22 protein-coding genes, 1 rRNA gene and 1 pseudogene are annotated in these 22356 nt (G+C 44.7%); 16 read left to right on the top strand and 8 right to left on the bottom strand.

Annotated elements, in window-relative coordinates; translation table 11 throughout:
- The first annotated feature begins 23 nt into the window (after positions 1–23).
- Complete coding sequence (locus tag MU515_RS08265; protein WP_260259960.1) at positions 24–1016, top strand: DNA-directed RNA polymerase subunit alpha; 993 nt, start codon at positions 24–26, stop codon at positions 1014–1016.
- 26 nt (positions 1017–1042) lie between these two features.
- Entirely contained in the window at positions 1043–1423 is a 381-nt protein-coding gene (gene rplQ, locus MU515_RS08260) for a 50S ribosomal protein L17 (RefSeq protein ID WP_005383141.1), read from the top strand.
- Between the two features lie 74 nt (positions 1424–1497).
- Here the strand turns inward: rplQ and MU515_RS08255 are convergent, their stop codons facing one another.
- Entirely contained in the window at positions 1498–1977 is a 480-nt protein-coding gene (locus tag MU515_RS08255; RefSeq protein ID WP_260259959.1) for a DUF2780 domain-containing protein, read from the bottom strand.
- Between the two features lie 90 nt (positions 1978–2067).
- Positions 2068–2688: a BamJ family beta-barrel-assembly machinery protein gene (gene bamJ, locus MU515_RS08250; RefSeq protein WP_260259958.1), complete on the bottom strand. Its 621-nt coding sequence runs from the start codon at positions 2686–2688 to the stop codon at positions 2068–2070.
- A gap of 233 nt (positions 2689–2921) precedes the next feature.
- Here bamJ and MU515_RS08245 point away from each other — a divergent pair, with 233 nt between their 5' ends.
- Positions 2922–3491 carry a LysM-like peptidoglycan-binding domain-containing protein gene (locus MU515_RS08245; protein ID WP_260259957.1) on the top strand — a complete coding sequence of 190 codons (570 nt, stop codon included), beginning with the start codon at positions 2922–2924 and terminating at the stop codon, positions 3489–3491.
- Here the strand turns inward: MU515_RS08245 and MU515_RS08240 are convergent, their stop codons facing one another.
- The 4 genes and pseudogenes from MU515_RS08240 to cpdB all read right to left on the bottom strand — a co-directional run bounded on the left by MU515_RS08240 (position 3492) and on the right by cpdB (position 7466).
- Positions 3492–4349 carry a DMT family transporter gene (locus tag MU515_RS08240; protein ID WP_260260165.1) on the bottom strand — a complete coding sequence of 286 codons (858 nt, stop codon included), beginning with the start codon at positions 4347–4349 and terminating at the stop codon, positions 3492–3494. It lies immediately after the preceding gene.
- A 2-nt stretch (positions 4350–4351) separates the two neighbouring features.
- Positions 4352–4799 (bottom strand): annotated as a pseudogene (locus MU515_RS08235) (GNAT family N-acetyltransferase).
- A 63-nt stretch (positions 4800–4862) separates the two neighbouring features.
- A complete protein-coding gene (locus MU515_RS08230) occupies positions 4863–5429 on the bottom strand; it encodes a Crp/Fnr family transcriptional regulator (protein WP_260259956.1) in 567 nt (188 codons plus the stop codon).
- Between the two features lie 75 nt (positions 5430–5504).
- Positions 5505–7466: a 2',3'-cyclic-nucleotide 2'-phosphodiesterase gene (cpdB, locus tag MU515_RS08225; protein WP_260259955.1), complete on the bottom strand. Its 1962-nt coding sequence runs from the start codon at positions 7464–7466 to the stop codon at positions 5505–5507.
- A gap of 258 nt (positions 7467–7724) precedes the next feature.
- Here cpdB and cobA point away from each other — a divergent pair, with 258 nt between their 5' ends.
- Genes cobA through cysC form a run of 5 tightly spaced genes read left to right on the top strand, consistent with a single transcriptional unit; the run spans position 7725 to position 13401 of the window.
- A complete protein-coding gene (cobA, locus tag MU515_RS08220; protein ID WP_260259954.1) occupies positions 7725–8594 on the top strand; it encodes a uroporphyrinogen-III C-methyltransferase in 870 nt (289 codons plus the stop codon).
- Positions 8595–8597: 3 nt separating this feature from the next.
- Positions 8598–9548 carry a sulfate adenylyltransferase subunit CysD gene (cysD, locus tag MU515_RS08215; RefSeq protein WP_260260164.1) on the top strand — a complete coding sequence of 317 codons (951 nt, stop codon included), beginning with the start codon at positions 8598–8600 and terminating at the stop codon, positions 9546–9548.
- Positions 9549–9569: 21 nt separating this feature from the next.
- Positions 9570–10997, top strand: coding sequence for a sulfate adenylyltransferase subunit CysN (gene cysN / locus MU515_RS08210; RefSeq protein ID WP_260259953.1), 1428 nt, complete (start codon positions 9570–9572; stop codon positions 10995–10997).
- 48 nt (positions 10998–11045) lie between these two features.
- Complete coding sequence (locus MU515_RS08205) at positions 11046–12770, top strand: SLC13 family permease (protein WP_260259952.1); 1725 nt, start codon at positions 11046–11048, stop codon at positions 12768–12770.
- 13 nt (positions 12771–12783) lie between these two features.
- Positions 12784–13401: an adenylyl-sulfate kinase gene (cysC, locus tag MU515_RS08200; RefSeq protein WP_260259951.1), complete on the top strand. Its 618-nt coding sequence runs from the start codon at positions 12784–12786 to the stop codon at positions 13399–13401.
- Between the two features lie 160 nt (positions 13402–13561).
- Here cysC and MU515_RS08195 read toward each other — a convergent pair whose 3' ends face one another.
- Positions 13562–14023: a chemotaxis protein CheX gene (locus MU515_RS08195; protein ID WP_260259950.1), complete on the bottom strand. Its 462-nt coding sequence runs from the start codon at positions 14021–14023 to the stop codon at positions 13562–13564.
- Positions 14024–14041: 18 nt separating this feature from the next.
- Positions 14042–14500, bottom strand: coding sequence for a zinc uptake transcriptional repressor Zur (gene zur / locus MU515_RS08190; RefSeq protein ID WP_260259949.1), 459 nt, complete (start codon positions 14498–14500; stop codon positions 14042–14044).
- 259 nt (positions 14501–14759) lie between these two features.
- Between zur and dusA the strand changes: the two genes are divergently transcribed.
- The 8 genes from dusA to MU515_RS08150 form a co-directional block, all read left to right on the top strand.
- The gene (gene dusA, locus MU515_RS08185) at positions 14760–15740 is read left to right on the top strand and encodes a tRNA dihydrouridine(20/20a) synthase DusA (RefSeq protein ID WP_260259948.1); all 981 of its coding nucleotides are present in this window, start codon (positions 14760–14762) and stop codon (positions 15738–15740) included.
- A 161-nt stretch (positions 15741–15901) separates the two neighbouring features.
- Positions 15902–16111 carry an envelope stress response protein PspG gene (pspG, locus tag MU515_RS08180; protein WP_260259947.1) on the top strand — a complete coding sequence of 70 codons (210 nt, stop codon included), beginning with the start codon at positions 15902–15904 and terminating at the stop codon, positions 16109–16111.
- A gap of 74 nt (positions 16112–16185) precedes the next feature.
- A complete protein-coding gene (locus tag MU515_RS08175; RefSeq protein WP_260259946.1) occupies positions 16186–16857 on the top strand; it encodes a TIGR04219 family outer membrane beta-barrel protein in 672 nt (223 codons plus the stop codon).
- 154 nt (positions 16858–17011) lie between these two features.
- The gene (locus MU515_RS08170) at positions 17012–17245 is read left to right on the top strand and encodes a hypothetical protein (RefSeq protein WP_260259945.1); all 234 of its coding nucleotides are present in this window, start codon (positions 17012–17014) and stop codon (positions 17243–17245) included.
- A 103-nt stretch (positions 17246–17348) separates the two neighbouring features.
- Complete coding sequence (locus MU515_RS08165) at positions 17349–19238, top strand: assimilatory sulfite reductase (NADPH) flavoprotein subunit (RefSeq protein ID WP_432816138.1); 1890 nt, start codon at positions 17349–17351, stop codon at positions 19236–19238.
- Complete coding sequence (cysI, locus tag MU515_RS08160) at positions 19238–20959, top strand: assimilatory sulfite reductase (NADPH) hemoprotein subunit (RefSeq protein WP_260259943.1); 1722 nt, start codon at positions 19238–19240, stop codon at positions 20957–20959. The genes MU515_RS08165 and cysI overlap by 1 nt, the downstream gene beginning before the upstream one ends.
- Positions 20952–21728, top strand: a complete 777-nt coding sequence (locus MU515_RS08155; protein ID WP_260259942.1) for a phosphoadenylyl-sulfate reductase — start codon at positions 20952–20954, stop codon at positions 21726–21728. Before cysI ends, MU515_RS08155 begins: the two co-directional genes overlap by 8 nt.
- A 547-nt stretch (positions 21729–22275) precedes the next feature.
- Positions 22276–22356: ribosomal RNA gene (locus tag MU515_RS08150) — 16S ribosomal RNA — on the top strand; the annotation flags it as partial.

Genomic DNA, 22356 nt, shown 5'->3' with positions numbered 1-22356 from the left:
GTTTAAACTAAAGAGAGGACACAATGCAGGGTTCTGTAACAGAATTTCTTAAGCCACGTCTTGTTGACATCGAACAGATCAGCACGACTCACGCAAAAGTAACTCTTGAGCCGTTAGAGCGTGGTTTTGGCCATACTCTTGGTAACGCACTTCGTCGCATTCTACTATCTTCTATGCCGGGTTGTGCCGTAACTGAAGTAGAGATTGAAGGCGTATTACACGAATACAGCACTAAAGAAGGCGTTCAGGAAGATATTCTTGAAATTCTTCTAAACCTTAAAGGTTTGGCTGTTCGCGTTGCTGAAGGCAAAGATGAAGTATTCATTACACTGAACAAATCAGGTTCGGGCCCTGTGGTTGCAGGTGACATCACCCATGATGGTGATGTAGAGATCGCTAACCCAGAACACGTTATTTGTCACCTAACGGATGACAACGCTGAGATCGCTATGCGTATCAAGGTTGAACGTGGTCGCGGTTACGTTCCAGCTTCTGCTCGTATCCATACTGAAGAAGATGAGCGTCCTATTGGTCGCCTACTGGTTGATGCAACATACAGCCCAGTAGACAAGATTGCTTACTCTGTTGACGCGGCTCGTGTAGAGCAACGTACAGACCTAGACAAGCTGATCATCGACATGGAAACGAACGGTACTCTAGACCCTGAGGAAGCTATCCGTCGCGCAGCTACTATCCTAGCTGAACAATTGGATGCGTTCGTAGATCTTCGTGATGTACGTGTACCTGAGGAGAAGGAAGAGAAGCCAGAATTCGATCCGATCCTACTGCGTCCTGTAGACGATCTTGAACTAACAGTTCGCTCTGCTAACTGTCTGAAAGCAGAAGCGATTCACTACATCGGTGATCTTGTACAGCGCACTGAGGTTGAGCTACTTAAAACGCCTAACCTTGGTAAAAAATCTCTTACTGAGATTAAAGACGTACTTGCATCACGTGGTCTTTCTCTGGGCATGCGCCTAGAAAACTGGCCACCAGCGTCTATCGCTGAAGATTAATCGATACTAGTTAGAAGGATTAGGTCATGCGCCATCGTAAGAGTGGTCGTCAACTCAACCGCAACAGCTCACATCGCAAAGCGATGTTCAGCAACATGGCTAGCTCTCTAGTACGTCATGAAGTTATCAAGACTACATTGCCAAAAGCAAAAGAGCTACGTCGCGTAGTTGAGCCTTTGATTACACTAGCTAAGACTGACAGCGTTGCTAACCGTCGTCTAGCATTTGCACGTACTCGTGACAACGAAGTAGTTGCAAAACTATTTAACGAACTAGGTCCACGTTTTGCTGCTCGTCAGGGCGGCTACACACGTATCCTAAAAGCTGGCTTCCGTGCTGGTGATAAAGCTCCAATGGCTTACATTGAGCTTGTAGATCGCCCAGCTGCTGAAGAAGCTGCTGAGTAATCTCAGAAGTTCGTAAAGAACGGAAAAGCCGAGCGTTAGCTCGGCTTTTTTGTGTCTGTTATATAGATAAGATACTAGCTTGCCGGTTGCCATAACTGGTTCAGAGAACCTAGCAATCCTTCACTCGCCCCTCCATCTCCTAAGTATTGTAATATCAAAGGCGCAAATTGACTGATCATTGATGGGTCTAAGCCGACTTTACTAAACGCGCTTTGTACTGCGTCCATACTTTCAATACCACCGAGTAGATTTTGCGCACGTGATAGCTGCGACAAGCCAGGGACTAATGAGCTTAGTTCATCACTGTATTCTGGTGAGAGCTGATTTCCGGCGAGAGCAAGTAAAGCTCCTGTGCCTGAAGCTGCTTGGTCACCTGAGATAGATAACTGGTCACTCAATAGACTGGTTAACGGAGACTGGTTAGTAGATGAAAGTGAGTCACTCACCATATCGGTAAGACCTTTGGTGGTATCAGAATCTTTTAGTAAGTCGCCAAAAGCGAGGCTGTGTGAGCTGAATAGAGCGAGGCTTAAGCTAAGTAGCGCTTTGTTCATTGTTTTCTCCTTTTATAGTTTGTCTGTTTAGCTTAGACAAAAAAAGCGACGCAAGAGCGTCGCTTTAAAACTATTTGAGAGAAAGCTCAATTATAGGATGTCTAGAAGTTCTACTTCGAAGACAAGTGCTGCGTATGGAGGGATAGCAGCGCCAGCGCCACGCTCACCGTACGCTAGGTCTTGTGGGATGTATAGTTTCCACTTAGAACCTACAGGCATTAGTTGAAGTGCTTCAACCCAACCTTTGATAACGCCAGTTACTGGGAACTCAGCAGGTTGACCGCGAGATACAGAGCTGTCGAATACAGTACCGTCAGTTAGCTCACCGTGGTAATGAACGCGAACTTGCTTGTCAGAAGTTGGGATTTCACCAGTACCTTCAGTGATCACTTCGTATTGAAGGCCAGATTCTAGAACGGTTACTTCTGAACGTAGAGCGTTGTCTTTTAGGAACGCTTCGCCGTCAGCTGCTGCTGCTTTTGCTGCTTCAGCTTGAGCTGCTTGTGCACGAGTGTGAAGCTCTTGTAGTGCGTTGTTGATTTCATCAACTTCGATTGCTGGCATTTCGCCAACTAGTGCAGTTGCGATACCTGCAGCGATAGCGTCAACGTTTAGACCTTCAAGACCAGAACCTGCTAGTTGCTGACCCATCTGTAGACCAATACCGTAGCTTGCTTTTTGCTCTACAGTTTCAAATTTAACTTCAGACATGGTGTCTCTCTTTAATCGGTGTATAAAGAGGTACAGGATACCAGTAATAAAGATAGGATGAAACGTTGCACCGTTTGATGAATCAATGTCATGGCAATGTGGGACAGCGATCTTATTTTTAAGCCTTAAACCGCAGTTTTGACCGAACCATTACTTTCCAAGACGAAATTTTCTATACTCGGAAAGGTTAGATTTTTATACTTGTTGTCAGAGATGTTTGGAGACATGTTGCAATGAACCGCCGGAAGAAAAAGACACAACAAGTCGATTATGTCGAGTTAATTAAGCACAAGTGGTCTTCGATAGATTGGAAGCAGTTAAAAACACAAGCGCAGCAGAAATGGTCAACGCTACCTAAAGTGCACCAACGCGCATTGATGGTGTTAGTTCCTGTGGTATTACTTTTAGTGCTTATTCCGTTTCCAGAGTCTAGTAGCGAACAAGAACAGCCTCAAGCTGAGGCGACTCAACGGGTTGAGATTGCGATAAACACCCAGAGTTTAAGTGAGCAAGGCGAGAAGAAGCAGCATGAGTTGCAATCTGAGCAGTGGCAAGAATATCAGGTCAAGTCTGGTGATACGCTTGCGCAGGTATTTCGCGCCAATGAACTACCTATGAAAGATTTAAATGCACTGGTTAAGGTTGAGGGCTCAGATAAGCCTTTAAGTAATATTCGAGCCGGCCAACTTGTGCGTTTCAAACTTGCTAAAGATGGCAAGCTAGACATATTGCAGTTGGAGAAGTCATCTTCATCTGTTATGTTTTTTAGATTATCTGATGGTGGTTTTGGCCGAAGTAAGTAGCTACTTACTACTTTGCTTGGCTCTTATAAAGAGTTGTCTGAACGGAATCAGAGGCAAAATGATGAGTGCAATTCCTAATGCGGTGAGTAGATCAGGAATTTCATCAAACCACCACACACCGAACAATCCGACAAAGATAAGCCCCGAGTATTCAGCCAATGCAATTTGGCCTGCCGGGGCTTTTTTATATGCCTTAACAGCGCAGCCATTGTAGAGCAAAATCAGCATTGCGCTCGCACCCACTAGCGCTATCTGGTCGATGCTGATGGGTTGCCAATCGAGTAACGCTAATAGTCCCGATACAGGCAGCGACAGCAATGACGTCCAAAATAGTGTGGTGACGATGGGCTGCTTCTGCGGGATCTTACGAGCCAAAATGTTAAACAGTGCTAACGTAGTCGCTGTACCTAGCGCAAATAACCCAGCCCAGTGGAACTGAGAAGGGCGCAGCACAATCAATACGCCGCAAAAGCCGATGATGGTACCGATAACTTTGCCTAACGGTGGTACTTCCTTTAGTAGCCATATCGATAATGGCAACATAATCAGGGGAGCGGCGTAGATGATTGCATTGGCGGTCGCTAGAGGTAAGTGAGTAATCGCTACCATTAAGCAGCCACTGCCAATGATGATCAGGATTGACCTTGTTGCGGTTAGATAAGGTGCTGTTAACGCTCGCTGCGGTTTTGATTGATGCAACCAAATAGGAGAGATCAGCAGTACCGACAAAAATTGGCGTACAAAAATATACTGATAAGGTGAAATGCCGCCGTGCAATAGTTTGACTGCGACATCAGATAACGACGCAGAGAGATTCCCAATGACCAGCAATATGACGCCTATGGAAACTGCACTTATGTTCACCCGCGATTTGCTCGCTTCATATCAATGTGGGGAATATCATCTTCTAAGTACATGTCTGAGGTTTTAACAAAACCATGTTTAACGTAGAAATCATGTAGGTGTTGCTGCGCGCCAATTTCAATCTCGCAGTTAGGCCAAAGGGTTTCACATTGATGAATGGCTTGTTCGAGAAGTTGATGGCCCACACCATCACCGCGGCACTGCATTGCAGATGCTACTCGTCCAATACTCACTGAAGGGTAACTGATCCCTTTACCTAATAGACGCGCACAAGCGACCAGCTGTTCGCCTTGGTATCCAAGTAGATTCAAGTATGTCTTTGCCATCGAGTTCAGGGTACGGGCAGGTTTGCTCAACGACAAATACATCAACCCGTAGTTGAAGTAATTGATATAACTCGGTCGAGGTTAGTTGTGAAAAAGGTAAGGTCTTCCATTCAATCATATTGCTAACTGCTTGTTTATTATTCATTTCAAAACAAGGTAGCAGTTATTTATAATGGGTGCATTAACCTTTGTTAATTCGGTTCTTTATTCGGCTTAAGCTGATTGATGAAATACCAAGGTATGCCGCGATATGGTAGTCGTTCAATCGTTGTTCTAAATCAGGGAACTGTTGGCAGAACAATTCATAGCGTTGCTCGGGCGTGTAGAGCAGCATAAAGCGCTCTTTTTGTTCTTTGTAAATCAGTTGAGTCTCTACCAGTTTTAAATATATGGGATGACTTTCCTCCCGCCACTGCAGTAACACTTTAATTGGTAAGCAAATGATATGGCACTCTGTGAGCGTTTCAATTAGGTAAGGTGAGCCTTGCTGCTTTATCACCGCCTCTAAACCAAGTACCCAATCTTTTTCCCAGTAAAACTCCTTGCTAAATGACTTACCCTCTTGGGTGAGATAACTGGCTTGGCACAAACCATGGACGATAAAGTAGATGGATTCGAGCGCATTGCCTTGTTCAACCAAAATCTGCCGAGTTGGAAGTTGTAGTTCAGATGCATGCTGGCTAATTTGCTCAATTTCATCCGCGTTAAAGCCATGCTCTTCAAGGTGGTGGATAAGCGTCGTGTCCATAAATGTATTTCTATAACCCAGATAAATAAAAAGCCGCTATATTAATAGCGGCTTTAACGTGTTTAGGGAAGTCGATTATTTCTGTAAATCGATTTGGTATACCGCGAAACCAACATCGTCTGTCGCAACGCGTTTCATTGGGTATTGGCCTTTCTCTTCAATAAACTTCGCTGCTTTTTCACTTGGCGAGGTTTCAAAGCGAATGTCTAACTTAGTCTCAGACTGAATTGGTGCGAAAGACCAGTTGTTGTCTGCGCTAGGCTGGAATTCACCTTTTTCATTACTTACGCGAGTGATGTACGACGCGATAACTGAGCGGTTTTCATCAGGAGAATCAAACGCAACGAACTCAGCACCAGTACCTGGGAACTTGTTGCTGTAAGCTCGGTAGTTGTTAGTTGCGATGATGAAGTCTTGCTTCATATCGATTGGCTTACCTTGGTAAGTCAGGTTTACGATACGTTCAGCTTTTTCATCCAGTACTTTACAGTCACCATCGTATTTCGCCGGTTGAGTAACATCGATTTGGTAGTTAAGACCGTCAATAACATCGAAGTTATAAGTACGGAAACCATCCCAGTTGATTAGGCTCTGTGGCGCAGTACTGTTGACATCAATCTGCTTAAACTGGCCTGCTGTACACTCCAACCACTCTTTAACTTCTTTACCGCTAACCTTCATTGCTACTAGCGTGTTCGGGTATAAGTAAAGGTCTGCGGCGTTACGGAATGTTAATTGGCCTGATTCCACTTCAGTAAAGCCCGATGGGTCATCTTTGCGGCCGCCTGCTTTGAAAGGGGCTGCAGCTGAAAGTACAGGAATGTCTGCAAGGTCTGGGTCGCCTTGGATAAAGCGTTCCACGTAATCTTTTTGTGCCAGGTTAACAATCTGCACTGTAGGGTCATCTTGCACAAGTGCTAAGAAGCTGTACATCACATCGTTGGCTTTACCAATTGGTTGGTTAACGAAATCGCGAGTACCTTTGTGGTCAGCTTCTAAAGCTTTAACCATATCTTTATCGGCTTCAGCTAAAGACTTCTTGTTTACTTTGTCGTAAATCGGACGCGCTTCAGATTGGCCTTTCACCACAACCCATTTTCCATCTTGTTCTTTTAGCTCTAGGTCGATAACACCAACGTGGCTACCCCAGCGACCAGGCATGACAGATGCAACGCCATTGATCGTCCCATTTTGGTTATCCACACCTTGGATATTGTCGAAACCTTTACCTGGGAAGACCGCGTGAGAGTGACCAAATGCAATCGCATCGATACCTTCTACTTCCGATAGGTAGTAAGTAGAGTTTTCTGAACCTTGCTTGTATGGATCAGATGAGACGCCAGAGTGAGGGATCGCAACGATCACATCTGCGCCTTCTTTCTTCATTTGAGGAACGAGTTCTTCTGCCGTCTCTTTGATGTCTTTGGCGAAGACTTTACCTTCTAGATTTTTCTTATCCCACACCATGATTTGTGGTGGAACAAAGCCAATGTAACCCACTTTGATTTCATGAGCTTCACCATCCACATCTTTAAAGGTGTGAGACTTAATAATGTAAGGCTTGAAGTAATGCTTGCCCGTCTCTTGGTCGAACACGTTCGCGCTGACGTAAGGGAAATCGGCATCATTGATGGTTTCCGCTAAGAACTCTAAACCATAGTTGAATTCGTGGTTACCAATGTTACCGACATCGTAGTTAAGCTGGTTCATTGCTTTGTATACAGGGTGAACTTCGCCAACTTTAATACCTTTATCGGCCATGTAGTCGCCCATCGGGCTACCTTGGATGAGGTCGCCATTGTCAACTAACACGCTGTTTTCTACTTCAGCGCGAGCTTCCTTCACTAGAGTCGCAGTGCGGGTTAGACCAATTTTCAGTGACGGCTTGTCTTTGTAGTAGTCGTAATCCATCACGTTGGTGTGAATATCTGTTGTTTCAACGATACGTAGCTTAATCGTATCTGCCATAGCCGGTCCGGCCATGGTCAACATGCCGCCTAATACAGCAAGAGATAGAGGTTTCACTGCAACTTTCATTGTTTAGCTCCGGTAGAGTAAGTTAATCGCGGGTTAATGTAGCAAAACATTGTGAAACAACGATTTTACTACACATTAAAGTGTGAAGTAGAGCAATTACTTAACGCCATTCTGTCGTAGATATCTCAATGTCGTTCAATCTTTAACCGCGAAATTATATTTGCTTATCAATAAATCGTATAAAAAATGAAATTTTAGAATTTCAGGTAATATATCTAGAAGGTCATAATGCATACATTCACATGGAAGGAATGCAATATGGCGAGCAAGGATAAGGTGGCGCCGTTTCCCGTCAGCCACCGTCGCACAAACCAAAATAAAGACGAACATCGCCCAACGTATACAGGCACGAGTCAACTGCGCCACGGAGAAGTCGCGTTAGTTGGAGCAGGCCCTGGCGATGCTGAGTTACTCACTATTAAAGCGCTGAGATTCTTACAACAAGCGGATGTCGTGTTGTACGACTACCTTGTATCCGATGATATTTTAGCACTTATCCCAGATGACACGATCTTAGTTTGTGTCGGTAAACGCGCTGGTCATCACAGTGTTCCACAAGAAAAAACCAATCAGCTATTAGTCGATTTTGCTAAGCAGGGCCACCGCGTTGTTCGTGTGAAAGGAGGAGATCCTTTTGTGTTTGGCCGTGGGGGTGAAGAGCTAGAAGTATTAGCCGATGCTGGTGTCAGCTTTCAAGTTATCCCTGGTATTACCGCTGCAGCAGGAGCAACGGCTTATGCCGGTATTCCACTTACGCATCGTGATTATGCTCAGTCGGCCATGTTCATTACAGGTCATTTAAAAGCTGAAAGTGATGAAGTGGATTGGTCGACCATGGCGCGTGGCCAACAAACCTTAGTGATTTATATGGGCTTGATGAAATCCGAATACATTCAATCTCAACTGCTTGAATTCGGCCGCCAGCCATCCACACCTATTGCCATCATTGAGCGTGGCACGCAAAGCACACAGAAAGTATTTACTGGCCAACTCTCTCAGTTAGCAGAGTTGGCTAAAGATGCGCAATCGCCTTCCTTGATAGTGATAGGGGAAGTGGTCGCATTATCGAACAAGCTGCAATGGTTCAACCAAGCAGATAGCACAACAGAACAACGTCATTACGCATAAGTAATTAGTCAGAATGCTCCAAGGAGCGGCAAAGGAAGCACCAACATGGACCAAGAACGTTTAACCCACCTCAAACAGCTAGAGGCAGAGAGTATTCACATTATTCGTGAAGTGGCTGCTGAGTTTGATAATCCGGTAATGATGTATTCAATCGGTAAAGACTCATCGGTGATGTTGCACCTCGCAAGGAAAGCCTTTTACCCAGGGAAAATCCCGTTCCCTCTATTGCATGTCGATACCGACTGGAAGTTCAAACAGATGATCGAGTTCCGCGACAAAACAGCGGAAAAGTATGGCTTTGAGCTTTTGGTACATAAGAACCCAGAAGGTCTAGCAATGGGATGTAGCCCATTTGTCCATGGCTCATCTAAGCACACCGACATTATGAAGACTCAAGGTCTAAAGCAAGCGCTCAACAAATATGGCTTTGATGCGGCATTTGGTGGTGCTCGTCGTGATGAAGAGAAGTCTCGTGCGAAAGAGCGCGTCTATTCATTCCGCGATAAGAACCATACATGGGATCCGAAAAACCAGCGTCCTGAGCTTTGGAAAACCTACAACGGCCAAATCAATAAAGGCGAGAGTATTCGTGTGTTCCCATTATCAAACTGGACTGAGTTAGATATTTGGCAATACATCTACCTAGAGAACATTGAGATTGTCCCTCTATACCTGGCGAAGAAGCGTCCGGTTGTGGAACGTGATGGCATGCTAATCATGGTTGATGATGACCGTATGAAGCTTGAGCCGGGTGAAGTGATTGAAGAGAAGAGTGTTCGCTTTCGTACCCTTGGTTGTTACCCACTGACAGGGGCGATTGAATCTGAAGCAAGCACGTTAACAGAAATCATCGAAGAGATGTTAGTCGCGACATCAAGTGAACGACAAGGCCGAGCGATCGACCATGATCAGTCAGGATCGATGGAGCTTAAAAAGCGCCAAGGCTATTTCTAATTTAGGATCTAAGGAAAGAACATGAACAGTGCAGTAGAAGCTCAGTTAGCAGAGCTAGGTATCGAAGGTTACCTCAAGCAACACCAATATAAATCATTACTTAGATTCCTGACTTGTGGCTCAGTCGATGATGGCAAAAGTACGTTGATCGGTCGCTTGCTCCATGACTCAAAACAAATTTATGAAGATCAACTAGCAGCGGTTCACTCTGATAGCCAACGCGTAGGTACAACGGGTGAGCGACCAGACCTAGCCTTGCTAGTGGATGGTTTACAAGCTGAGCGTGAACAGGGCATTACTATTGATGTGGCTTACCGTTATTTCTCGACTCAGAAACGTAAGTTCATCATTGCCGATACCCCAGGGCATGAGCAGTACACGCGAAACATGGCGACCGGCGCATCGACGTGTGATCTGGCAGTGATCTTGATTGATGCTCGTAAAGGCGTATTGGATCAAACCCGCCGCCATTCATTTATCTCTAACCTACTTGGTCTTAAGCACTTTGTGGTTGCGGTAAACAAAATGGATCTTGTTGATTACTCACAGCAGCGTTTTGAGCAGATTCGCGATGAATACCTTGAGTTCTCGAAAAACCTACGCGGTGAGATTGATATTCAGATCCTGCCTATTTCGGCATTAGAAGGCGATAACGTGGTTGAGCCGGGTCAGAACATGACGTGGTTTGAAGGTCAACCGTTACTAGAGATCTTGGAAGGCGTGAATGTTAACCAAGAGAAAGAGGTGGGTGAGTTCCGCTTCCCTGTGCAATACGTTAACCGCCCTAATCTCGATTTCCGAGGTTTCGCCGGTACGATTGCCTCTGGCGCAATTAACGTAGGGGATTCTGTTTCAGCGCTTCCTTCAGGTAAAAGCTCTAAAGTTGCTCGCATCGTGACTTTTGATGGTGATATCGATACCGCATATGCAGGCCAGGCGGTGACGCTAACTTTGGAAGATGAGATTGACGTAAGCCGTGGCGATTTACTGGTGCTAGATAGTGCTCAAGTAGAATCAAGTAATCACCTGCTTGCAGACGTAGTATGGATGACAGAGCAACCACTTCAACCGGGTCGTGAGTACGACATCAAGATTGCCGGTAAGAAGACGGTTGGCCGTTTAGAGGCTGTTCGTCACCAATACGACATCAATAACCTATCAACCAGCAGTGCAGTCGAACTGCCGCTCAACGGTATTGGTTTGTGTGAGTGGAGCTTAACGGAGTCTGTAGCGATTGATAGCTACGTTAACTGTCAAGATACGGGCGGCTTTGTCGTCATTGACCGCCTATCAAACGTGACAGTCGGCGCTGGTCTAGTTCGCGAGAGTCTGAGCCAAATTGAGCGTCAAGCAGGTGATGTTTCTGCATTTGAATTAGAGCTTAATGCACTGGTTCGTAAGCACTTCCCACATTGGGAAGCAAAAGACATCAGTCAGTTACTTAAGTAGCTCATCATTTGCGTTCGCAAGATTGATTTGATGGAGTAGGGAAGCGTTATGTGGCAACAAGGAGTGGTGTTAGCAATCTTGCTTGGCATAGTGACATGCCTTGTTGTTACACGTATAAAACCGAGTTTCATTTTTGCTGGAGCGGCGTTTATCGCCTTCATGGCAGGAATGATAGAGTTGACAGATGTCGCGACCAATTTCACCAATTCATCGCTACTTACTCTAGTGCTATTGATCCTTGCATCATGTGCACTAGAGAAAACCCTGTTGATCAGTTGGGTAAGCCGTAGTTTATCGACGGGTAAATTAGGCAGCGTCGTTGCCAAGATGGGCATCTCGACAGCGCTGCTTTCTTCTTTTACTAACAATACCGCAGTCGTGGTTTCGTTGATTGGTGCGATTAAGCGTAACCAACAACATGCACCTTCAAAACTGCTTATCCCTCTCTCTTATGCGGCGATCTTAGGTGGCACACTGACCTTGATCGGCACATCAACCAACTTGATCATTAATAGCTTTGTAGAAGATGCTGGGCTACCAAGTCTTGGCTTTTTTACTCCAACAATGATCGGTTTGTCGGTGCTGTTCGGTGGTATGTTGATCCTGATTCCGCTCAGTTACCTACTGCCGAATTATGAAGATCAATCGCAAGATGATTTGCCGTATTTTCTTGAAGCGCGAGTTGAGCCAGGATCGCCTCTAGTTGGGCGCAGCATCAGTGAAAACAATCTACGTGCATTACGTAAGTTGTTTCTAGCCGAAGTGATCCGAGATGGGAAAACCATGCCATCGGTTGACCCTGATTTTGTACTCAAAGCCAAAGACCGCCTACTGTTTTGTGGTGACATTGAAAGTGTCGCGACTTTACAAGAAATCCAAGGTTTAACCTTATTTGGTCAGCATCACCTGAATGGGCAGAGCTTTATTGAAGTGGTAGTGAGCTCGTCTGCGAGTTTTTGTAACAAAACTCTGAAAACTAGCCACTTTCGTGATCGCTTTGATGCTGTCGTCGTCGCGATTCGCCGCGGCCATGAAAGGTTAGAAGGGGGCTTGGGGAATATCATTCTCAACGCTGGTGATACCTTGGTGCTCGTTCCCGGTAAACGTTTTGAGGCTGAGCGCCGTGCTCATCGCAAAGAGTTCGTATTAATAAATGACCTTGATTCGAGTGCCAAACTCGATCTGAACAAATCCAGTATGGTGCTACTCGGTTTCACCACTGTAATTGCATTGGCGCTATTAGAGCTAGTTCCTCTCATTAAAGGCTTGGCCGTCTTTTTGTTGGCTTCTTTGTTTCTGGGTATCGTCCAACTGGGTGAACTGCGTCGCCGCTTTCCAATCGACATCGTGGTGATTGTGGGCTCAGCGCTATCTATTGCTCAACTGATGTTGTCTTCTGGCTTATCGGTCAAACTCGGCCAAATGTTCATGGAGACATTCAACGGCTGGGGAGTATTTGGCGCGCTGGTGGCCACCTACTTACTTACTTTGATTTTGACTGAGTTAGTGACGAATAACGCCGCCGCCGCTTTAGCATTTCCTATTGGCTACAGTATGGCCATTGGCTACGGAGTTGATCCAATGCCATTTATCATGGCAGTGCTGTTTGGTGCCAGTGCCAGCTTTATCTCTCCTTATGGTTATCAAACCAACTTGCTGGTTTACAGCGTGGGTAACTATAAGCTGACTGACTATGTAAGAGTCGGTATTCCTATTTCGATCGTGTACTCAGTGCTGGTTTTAGCGTTGATTCCACTTTTCTTCCCGTATTAAAAGGACAGTAGTAATGACAACGGATACTGTGACAAAAGATGAAAACATTGTTTGGCATCAGCACAGCGTCGATAAGGCGTTTCGTGCCAAGCTCAAACAGCAAAAGCCAGTCGTATTATGGTTTACTGGCTTATCGGGTGCCGGTAAATCGACGGTAGCGGGTGCGCTAGAGAATAAACTTGCAGAGCAGGGGTACCACACTTACTTGCTCGATGGTGATAATGTTCGTCATGGTCTTTGCAGTGATTTAGGCTTCTCAGAACAAGACCGCCGCGAGAATATTCGTCGTATCGGTGAATTGTCTAAGTTAATGGCAGATGCGGGCTTGATTGTTCTCTCTGCGTTTATTTCTCCACACCGAGCTGAGCGTCAATTAGTACGTGAAATGCTGCCAGAAGGAGAGTTCCTCGAGGTGTTCGTTAATGCGTCATTAGATGTATGTGAACAGCGTGACCCGAAAGGCTTATATAAGAAAGCACGAGCGGGGGAAATTCCTAATTTCACCGGTATTGATTCAGAATACGAAGCGCCACTTGCGCCAGAGATTGATCTTCCTGCTGGTGAGCAACCAATTGAAGTTTTGGTTGAGCAGTGTGTCGAAGTGTTAAAGCAAAAAGGAATTATCCAGTAATTCCGCTTTGTACAGCTTATAGAGCTTTTGGGTTGTCATGATCTAAAAGCCCTGTACGGTGAGCAATATTTGCTTTGGGTTACCTATGATCCAAAAGCTATCTCACCTGCACAAACGAAAAAGGCTTCCGATGAGGAAGCCTTTTTTCATGCGATTCAGATTACTCGAAGCAAATCTCGATAAAGGCATTACCCCATTGCGAGCTAAACGGCATGATGATGATTGCGCCTTCACATTTGTGGCGAATCGTATGGCCTTTACCTGATACAACAACCGGTGTAGCCATATCAAAATCGAAGCCACTTTCTGCCAAAATACGTTTTGCACCACCTGTTACCATATTGGTGATTTCACCCACCATATCTGTAACTTCGTCGTTGAGGCCGTTTGGACGCTCACCCAACATATTCTGCATGATTTCTAGCGCGAGGTTTTCATCGAAAGTGATCGACATAGAGCCGCGAGTTTGCGGGCCTACCATCCCGATAAGGCCAGATACATCACCACGTGCGATTTCATCTTTCTTAACACGAGGTTTCTGTGGCTTCAGTTCCAGAGAAGCCATCGTTTTTAAAACGTTCATTAATGAAGCTAAAAACGGGTTAACAAATTCAGCGCGCATAATTTTCTTCTATATCTTTTATTCTTTAATTTCAGATGAACATGAGTGACAAACACCATGCGATTCAATGACATGGTTAGAGATCGTAAAGCCATGTTTTTCTGCATTACTAGCCAACAAGGCTACCAAACTATCATCTTGCAGTTCAATAACGTTGCCGCATTTGTCACAAATTAGCAGATGTGAGTAATGTTTATGAGCATTACAAGAGCAGCACTGAATGAAGCTATTGGTTGACTCCACACGATGAATAAAGCCTTGCTCTAGCAAAAAATCCAACGCGCGGTACACGGTTGGTGGTTTTGCTTGCGGTTCACTGGCTTTTAATTCTTCTAGTAGCTCATACGCGCTGGATGCTTTTGGGCTAGCGCAAATGAGTTCAAATACTCGTTTTCGTTGAGGCGTTAGCCGAACGCCTCGTGCTGCACATATATCTTCTATTTGCTTAATTAGCTCTAGGTCCAAACTCACCACCATAACTATTGGACTTTGTTAATAATATACCATTTAACAATGAATCGCGTTCATCATTAGTTGATTTATGAGTAGACCATCAATACTTTCGAGTTCGATGAGGGTGAATCGGGTCGCTGTTCGGTCAGATCGTATAACTTACCTTATTTGGTCAAAAAACGATACCAAGAAGATTAATTGGCACACATCTTTGGAAGATATTACAATGTTCGGCTTATATTTGTTTGGCTAAAGCCGCCTCATTAGACTGGAATTCAGACTCATGACTCACTTGTGCAAGTTCTCTGTCGCTCCAATGCTCGATTGGACTGACCGTCACTGTCGTTACTTTCACCGTTTATTATCAAGCGAAACATTGCTTTATACCGAAATGGTGACCACTGGAGCTATCATTCATGGTAAAGGTGACTTCCTTGCATACAACCAAGAAGAGCATCCCTTGGCGCTGCAATTGGGTGGTTCTAACCCTCAAGACCTTGCGACTTGTGCCAAGTTAGCGGCTGAACGTGGCTATGATGAAATTAACCTAAACGTAGGTTGCCCATCAGACCGAGTGCAAAATGGTCGCTTTGGTGCTTGCTTAATGGCAGAGCCTCAGCTGGTGGCGGATTGTGTTTCAGCCATGAAAGATGTCGTCGATATTCCTGTTACTGTCAAAACTCGTATTGGTATTGATGATCAAGATTCTTATGAGTTCCTGACAGACTTTGTTTCTACAGTCTCGGAAAAAGCGGGCTGTGAGCAGTTTACTATTCACGCTCGTAAAGCGTGGCTGTCTGGTTTGAGTCCAAAGGAAAACCGCGAGATTCCACCGCTTGATTACCCACGCGCATACCAGTTGAAGAAAGATTTTTCTCACTTAGTGATTGCTGTAAATGGTGGGGTAAAAACTCTTGAAGAGACTAAAGAGCACTTACAGCACCTTGATGGCGTGATGGTTGGCCGTGAAGCTTACCAAAACCCTTACATCTTGGCCGAAGTGGATCAGCAAATTTACGGCTTAGACAAGCCAGTGAAAAAGCGTAAACAAGTGGTCGAAGAAATGTACCCGTACATCGAGCAACAACTGTCGAATGGTGCTTATCTAGGTCATATTACTCGTCATATGTTGGGTATATTCCAAGGTATGCCGGGTGCTCGTCAATGGCGTCGTTATATTAGTGAAAATGCACATAAGCCAGGTTCGGGTATCGAAGTGGTTGCCGCTGCACTAGCAAAAATCCCACAAGAATTAGATGTGTAAATTTTACCAACTAAGTTGGTGAATTTTACCTAAGCTCTGTATTTAAACGCTCCCTAGTTAGGGGGCGTTTTTTGTTTGAGCTAGTAATATCAGTGGCTTAGATCGACATTGAGAACTTGGCATGCTTTCTGCGATAACAAGGAAAACAAAGGAGAAAAGCTATGTTTGAGTTAATCTTTATTTTGGTCTTCGTCGCGACGTTATTAGTAACGGGCATTACACTAGCGACAGTGTTTGGCGCAGCAGCTGTAGCATTAGTAGTGATGGTGTTGCTAGGGATGGTAAGTGCGGTACTAAATATTCTACCTTGGATAATTGTGATCGCATTGGGATACTGGTTCTTTAAAAACTTCGTCTATTGTTCACGATAGATAGCTAAGCGAACAGAATGTGGTACTATCTTGTGCAGATAAACCGAGTTATTCAGTTCAGGAGCTAACAACAGATGAACAAGCCAGCATTAGCGCTAATGACGACTGCAGCATTGTCGATGGGTTCGACAGTCGCGATGGCAGAATCCTCCATCTCTGGTGATGTGGGTGCAGATATGTGGTTTGCTGATACTAAGATAGACGAGCACCGCCGTGGCGATGCATCGGCGCCAACATTCTACTTCTCATTGGAGCACGAGCTAGCATACGTTCCTGATTTTAGCTTCCGTTACACCAGTGTTGATGCTGATTACGCAGGTTTTGATAAGTACGACTACACGTTTTACTACAAAATCCTAGAGCGTGAACTAATGACCTTCGATGCGGGTGTCATGCTAACGCAGTACACTAATAGCCACTACCGCACTAAAGAGTCAGCGACACCCGTTTATAACTTCGATGAAACGACGTTTAACTGGTATGCGTATGCTGAGATCCATGTGCCAGATACTAACTTCGACATCATCGGCCAGTTCGATTTTAGTAACAGCAGTGGCATCAAGAGTGCAGATGTTATGACCGGTGTACAATACAAAATTGGTCTAGGAAATGGTGATCTTGCTTTACGTGGTGGTTACCGAGTAATTGATTTGGAGTTCACAGACCTTGCTGAACAATCACCAAGTACTAACCAGTCATTTGTGTTTGTAAATGGCTTCTTCTTAGGCGCTGAATACAACTTCTAAGCCTTGAAGTTACCTGAATTTTTAGAACGTCGCTTTTTAAAGCGGCGTTTTTTTATACCTTTTTTTTATATCATTATCCCTTTATTCGCAATTTATTGCTCATGAGCCATGCTTGGTATTAATAGCTTTAATTATAAAAATGAGCATGGAAGCAATGACTATTAATGAACTAAGAAACTTGTATCGAGAAAACAAGTTGGTTGAGGCGATTATTGAGCCGTCTGCAGAGGAAGGGCTTTGGGTCGTGGAGTTTCGGCATTCCCAAGGGGGCTTCGTTATCCTCACTGACGCCCATGGTGAAGAGTGCCATTACGGTGATCTAGATATGGCCTCAAAATGCGCCATGGCGGTCGGGTTTAATCAGGTGCGCGTAGAGAATGAACGCTAATCTGTGAAGGGGATGAGTCTGGTTCTTTAATTCAAAAAGTTATAAAACATTCACTTCTATTCTTTCTTGTTATTAAAGAGAGTGGTTAATCTATCATCACGCAATGAACAGGGATGTCGAGACCATGTCTTTAAATAAGAAAGAGTCCTCAAGCAATGTAGAGCTCTCTCAAGGAAATACACCAGAATTACCATCAGTTGCTAGCCCTATCAATGACCAACAACTGGGTCAGCTGCAACAAACCGTTAATGGTTTGTCTTCTCAGCAGCTTGCTTGGGTCAGTGGTTACTTCTGGGGGTTGGCTCAAAATCAACCATCTGCAGCGGCAGCGCCTATTAATCAGGCTGCGGCGGCTGTTGCGGCCAAACCAGCGGGTAAGCTCAGCATTATTTTTGCTTCACAAACCGGCAATGCGAAAGGTGTGGCTGAAGCGTTAGAGCAAGAAGCTAAAGCGCTTGGTATAGACGCTCAGTTATTTGATGCTAGCGACTATAAAGGTAAGAGCCTCGCTAAAGAGACGCACGTTATTGTTGTGGCTTCAACCAATGGTGAAGGTGAAGCGCCAGATAACGCCATTGAGCTGCATGAGTTCTTACAATCGAAGAAAGCGCCAAAACTACCTAACCTGCAATATGGTGTCATTGGTTTAGGCGATTCCAGTTACGAGTTCTTCTGTCAGACTGGTAAAGACTTTGATGCCTTCTTATCTAAACTGGGTGCAACTCCGTTTATTGATCGCGTTGACCTTGATGTTGACTACGAAGCGCCAGCAGCAGAGTGGCGTGCCAAAGCATTAGAGATTGCGAAAGAAGCACTGGCCTCCGGCACTGAGGCTGATGTTGTTCAGCTACCTGTTGGTCAAGCTGCGCCGGGTCATTCGCAATACAACAAACAAAATCCTTATACCGCCACTTTACTGACCAGCCAAAAGATTACTGGCCGTGACTCTGGTAAAGATGTTCGCCATATCGAGATTGATCTCGATGAATCAGGAATTACCTACCAACCGGGCGATGCACTGGGCGTCTGGTATGAAAACAGCTCTGAGTTAGCCAATGTTATTTTGGCAAAAGTTGGGCTTTCTGGCGTTGAAAGTATCGAAGTTGATGGTGAAAGCCTCTCTATTCATAGTGCATTGGTTTCTAAGTTCGAGATCACCACTTCTAATCCTCAGCTTGTTACTAAATACGCCGAGCTATCAGGTAGTAAGAAGCTACAAAAGCTGGTGGAAGATAAAGATAAGCTGCGCGAATACGCGGGTAACACTCAACTTGTCGATGTGCTGGCTGAAAAGAAAACCAAGCTATCAGCTGAAGATCTGGTTGGTTTATTGCGCCGCCTAACTCCTCGTCTTTACTCTATCGCTTCCGCTCAATCTGAAGTAGATGAAGAAGTACATTTAACGGTTGGTGTGGTGGAGTATCAAAAAGGCGAAGAGACTCGCTTTGGTGGTGCATCTAGTTTCCTCTCTCATCGCTTAGAAGAAGGCGGTGATGTGAAAGTGTTTATTGAAAACAACAATAACTTCAAATTGCCTCAAGATGACAACTTGCCCGTCATCATGATTGGGCCAGGTACAGGTATTGCGCCTTTCCGTAGCTTTATTCAAGAACGTGATAACAGAGATGCGGAAGGTAAAAACTGGTTGTTCTTTGGCGATCGTACCTTTACTCAAGATTTCCTCTACCAAGTGGAATGGCAGAAGTACCTTAAATCCGGTTTGTTGACCCAATTAGATGTTGCGTTTAGTCGTGACCAGCAAGAGAAAGTCTATGTGCAGCACCGTATTCTTGAACATGGCAAACAAGTTTGGCAGTGGATTCAAGAGGGCGCCTATATATATGTATGTGGTGATGCGACTCGCATGGCAAAAGATGTTAACGATGCACTAGTGACTGTGGCTGAGCAACATGGTGGCTTAGAGAAAGAAAAAGCAGAAGAGTTTGTAAATAATCTGCGCAAGGAAAAACGTTACCAAAGGGATGTGTACTAATGAGCAAAGAACAACAAGAAGTACTCGGTGAAGTGCTGGGCCCTTTGGCTGACAATGAGCGATTAAAGCGAGAGAGTAATTTCTTACGCGGAACCATTGAACAAAATCTGCAAGACCGAATCACAGGTGGTTTTACCGCAGACAACTTCCAGCTAATTCGTTTCCACGGTATGTACCAGCAGGATGACCGTGATATTCGTAATGAGCGAACTAAGCAAAAGCTTGAACCACTGCATAATGTCATGCTGCGTGCCCGTATGCCCGGTGGTGTGATTAAGCCAGATCAGTGGTTAGCTATCGATAAGTTTGCTGAAGAGCATTCTATGTATGGCAGTATTCGCCTGACGACTCGTCAAACATTTCAGTTTCACGGCGTACTAAAGCCAAATATTAAGCTGATGCACCAAACATTAAATAGTATTGGCATTGATTCGATTGCGACTGCGGGTGACGTTAACCGAAACGTACTTTGTACTACTAACCCTGTTGAGTCAGAGCTTCACCAAGAAGCGTATGAGTGGGCGGCAAAGATCAGTGAACATCTGCTGCCGAAAACTCGTGCCTATGCTGAAATCTGGTTAGATGGTGAAAAGGTTGAAACAACAGATGAAGAGCCAATCTTAGGCAGTAACTATCTACCTCGTAAATTCAAAACGACGGTTGTGATTCCACCGCAAAACGATGTGGACGTTCATGCCAATGACCTTAACTTTGTCGCCATAGCAAAAGATGGAAAGCTCGTTGGCTTTAACGTTTTAGTCGGTGGTGGCTTGGCAATGACCCACGGTGATACTTCAACCTATGCCCGTCGCGCAGATGACTTCGGTTATGTACCGCTAGCAAAAACACTCGATGTAGCGGCGGCGGTAGTCACCACTCAACGAGATTGGGGTAACCGCTCTAACCGTAAAAATGCCAAGACCAAATACACGTTAGATCGTGTGGGTATCGATGTATTTAAAGCGGAAGTGGAAAAGCGTGCAGGCATTAAGTTTGAAGAAAGCCGTCCTTATGAGTTTACTGAACGTGGTGATCGCATCGGTTGGGTTGAAGGGATTGATGGTAAGCACCATTTAGCGCTATTTATTGAAAATGGCCGAATTCTGGATTTCCCTAACAAGCCATTAAAAACCGGCATGGCTGAAATTGCGAAAGTACATAAAGGTGACTTCCGCATGACGGCCAACCAAAATTTGATTGTTGCGGGTGTTCCCACTGATCAGAAAGAGCTGATTGAAAAGCTAGCGCGCCAACATGGCTTAATGTCAGATGAAGTCAGTGAGCAGCGTAAGAACTCAATGGCGTGTGTGGCATTTCCAACTTGTCCACTTGCCATGGCTGAAGCAGAACGTTTCTTACCAAGTTTCGTAACAGACGTTGAAGACATTTTGGCAAAGCATGGCTTAGCCAAAGAAGACAATATCATCTTACGAGTAACTGGTTGTCCGAACGGTTGTGGCCGAGCGATGTTGGCTGAGATTGGTTTGGTCGGTAAAGCCCCAGGTCGTTATAACTTGCATCTAGGTGGTAACCGCGCGGGTACGCGAATTCCTAAGATGTATAAAGAGAACATCACTGACAAGCAAATACTAGAAGAGATTGATTTGCTGGTGGGGAGTTGGTCTAAAGAGCGCAATGACGGTGAGTGTTTTGGTGATTTCGTAATACGTGCGGGTATTGTAGAAGAGGTATTCGTATCTAAGAGGGATTTGCATGCTTGATTCAACCACGAAAAAACCAGACCTTAAGGCGCTACTCTCTTTAACTAAAACTGAGCAGATTTTACATCTAACAGAAATTAACTTGCAGTTAGAGGCAATGACGGCGCAAGAAAGAGTCACTTGGGCACTAGAGAATCTGGATGGACAGCCTGCTGTATCATCTAGCTTTGGTGTACAAGCCGCGGTGATGCTTCATCTAGTCACGCAAGCTAAAGCCGATATCCCTGTGATCTTGACTGATACCGGATACCTATTTCCAGAAACGTATCAGTTCATTGAGCAGCTGAGTGAAAAGCTCACCTTGAATCTCAAAGTCTATCGAGCTAAGCAAAGCTCAGTGTGGCAAGAGGCGGTATATGGCAAATTGTGGGAACAAGGTATAGAGGGCATTGAAAAATACAACAAGCTAAATAAAGTCGAACCAATGCGAAGAGCATTAGATGAGCTTGAGGTAGGTACATGGTTTTCTGGTTTAAGAAGAGAGCAATCTCAATCAAGAGCGAGTTTGCCAATCCTTTCGATACAAAATGGAGTGTTTAAGTTTCTGCCTGTTATCGATTGGACTAATAAAGATGTTCACTATTACCTAGAACAACACGGTTTGCCTTATCACCCTTTGAGAGAAGAGGGATACCTATCTGTCGGTGATACTCATACGACTAAAAAGTGGGAACCGGGTATGACAGAGGAAGAAACGCGATTTTTTGGTTTAAAGCGTGAATGTGGCCTTCATGAAGATGACGGAGAACAACACGGTTCTGGCATTTAAAGCAGATTTATCCTCTAAAGGGCTGTCTTATACAGCCCTTTTTTATGCCTCAAATAACTAATTGTGGATAACTTTGTGGGTATTTTGTTGGTTGTTATTGGGTAAAGTTGAATAAATAAGGCTTTGAATGATAAATCACCATCTAAACCTTATTTTTGCAATTTTTTCAAAATAACGCTTGCTAACGTGACCGCGATCTCTATAATGCCTCCTCGTCGACAGGGCAAGGGCTCACAAGAGTTTGAAGCCAGTCAGACAGGCCAGAAACAAAAATGAAATAATTTTCAAAAAGTGTTTGACACAGAAGATTATCTCGATAGAATGGCCGCCTCTTCCGAAGTGATGTGAGTCACAAAGAAGAAAGCTCTTTAACAATATAAACCTATCAATCTGTGTGGGCACTCGTTGATGATAATCCAATTAGAAGCTTAGGCTTCAAATTAGGTTTCAATGATACGAAGTGACCATTGAGTCGAAAGACTCAGCACAGTCAATTCAAACATTACTTTATGTAATGTTCAGTATTCATTGAGCCGAACAAAATCTTAAATTGAAGAGTTTGATCATGGCTCAGATTGAACGCTGGCGGCAGGCCTAACACATGCAAGTCGAGCGGAAACGAGTTAAC

The sequence above is a fragment of the Vibrio intestinalis genome (genome assembly GCF_025195085.2).
GTDB lineage: Bacteria > Pseudomonadota > Gammaproteobacteria > Enterobacterales > Vibrionaceae > Vibrio > Vibrio intestinalis.
This window is presented reverse-complemented; position numbering and strand designations above follow the sequence as displayed.

Excerpts from the sequence above, each read along its gene's own strand:
- MU515_RS08230 (WP_260259956.1), bottom strand. The coding sequence starts at position 5,429 with ATGGACACGACGCTTATCCACCACCTTGAAGAGCATGGCTTTAACGCG.
- bamJ (WP_260259958.1), bottom strand. The coding sequence starts at position 2,688 with ATGTCTGAAGTTAAATTTGAAACTGTAGAGCAAAAAGCAAGCTACGGT.
- MU515_RS08255 (WP_260259959.1), bottom strand. The coding sequence starts at position 1,977 with ATGAACAAAGCGCTACTTAGCTTAAGCCTCGCTCTATTCAGCTCACAC.
- MU515_RS08165 (WP_432816138.1), top strand. The coding sequence starts at position 17,349 with ATGAACAGGGATGTCGAGACCATGTCTTTAAATAAGAAAGAGTCCTCA.
- zur (WP_260259949.1), bottom strand. The coding sequence starts at position 14,500 with ATGGTGGTGAGTTTGGACCTAGAGCTAATTAAGCAAATAGAAGATATA.
- pspG (WP_260259947.1), top strand. The coding sequence starts at position 15,902 with ATGTTTGAGTTAATCTTTATTTTGGTCTTCGTCGCGACGTTATTAGTA.
- MU515_RS08245 (WP_260259957.1), top strand. The coding sequence starts at position 2,922 with ATGAACCGCCGGAAGAAAAAGACACAACAAGTCGATTATGTCGAGTTA.
- MU515_RS08265 (WP_260259960.1), top strand. The coding sequence starts at position 24 with ATGCAGGGTTCTGTAACAGAATTTCTTAAGCCACGTCTTGTTGACATC.
- MU515_RS08205 (WP_260259952.1), top strand. The coding sequence starts at position 11,046 with ATGTGGCAACAAGGAGTGGTGTTAGCAATCTTGCTTGGCATAGTGACA.
- rplQ (WP_005383141.1), top strand. The coding sequence starts at position 1,043 with ATGCGCCATCGTAAGAGTGGTCGTCAACTCAACCGCAACAGCTCACAT.
- MU515_RS08175 (WP_260259946.1), top strand. The coding sequence starts at position 16,186 with ATGAACAAGCCAGCATTAGCGCTAATGACGACTGCAGCATTGTCGATG.
- MU515_RS08155 (WP_260259942.1), top strand. The coding sequence starts at position 20,952 with ATGCTTGATTCAACCACGAAAAAACCAGACCTTAAGGCGCTACTCTCT.
- MU515_RS08195 (WP_260259950.1), bottom strand. The coding sequence starts at position 14,023 with ATGCGCGCTGAATTTGTTAACCCGTTTTTAGCTTCATTAATGAACGTT.
- cpdB (WP_260259955.1), bottom strand. The coding sequence starts at position 7,466 with ATGAAAGTTGCAGTGAAACCTCTATCTCTTGCTGTATTAGGCGGCATG.
- cysI (WP_260259943.1), top strand. The coding sequence starts at position 19,238 with ATGAGCAAAGAACAACAAGAAGTACTCGGTGAAGTGCTGGGCCCTTTG.
- MU515_RS08170 (WP_260259945.1), top strand. The coding sequence starts at position 17,012 with ATGACTATTAATGAACTAAGAAACTTGTATCGAGAAAACAAGTTGGTT.
- cysC (WP_260259951.1), top strand. The coding sequence starts at position 12,784 with ATGACAACGGATACTGTGACAAAAGATGAAAACATTGTTTGGCATCAG.
- dusA (WP_260259948.1), top strand. The coding sequence starts at position 14,760 with ATGACTCACTTGTGCAAGTTCTCTGTCGCTCCAATGCTCGATTGGACT.
- cobA (WP_260259954.1), top strand. The coding sequence starts at position 7,725 with ATGGCGAGCAAGGATAAGGTGGCGCCGTTTCCCGTCAGCCACCGTCGC.
- cysN (WP_260259953.1), top strand. The coding sequence starts at position 9,570 with ATGAACAGTGCAGTAGAAGCTCAGTTAGCAGAGCTAGGTATCGAAGGT.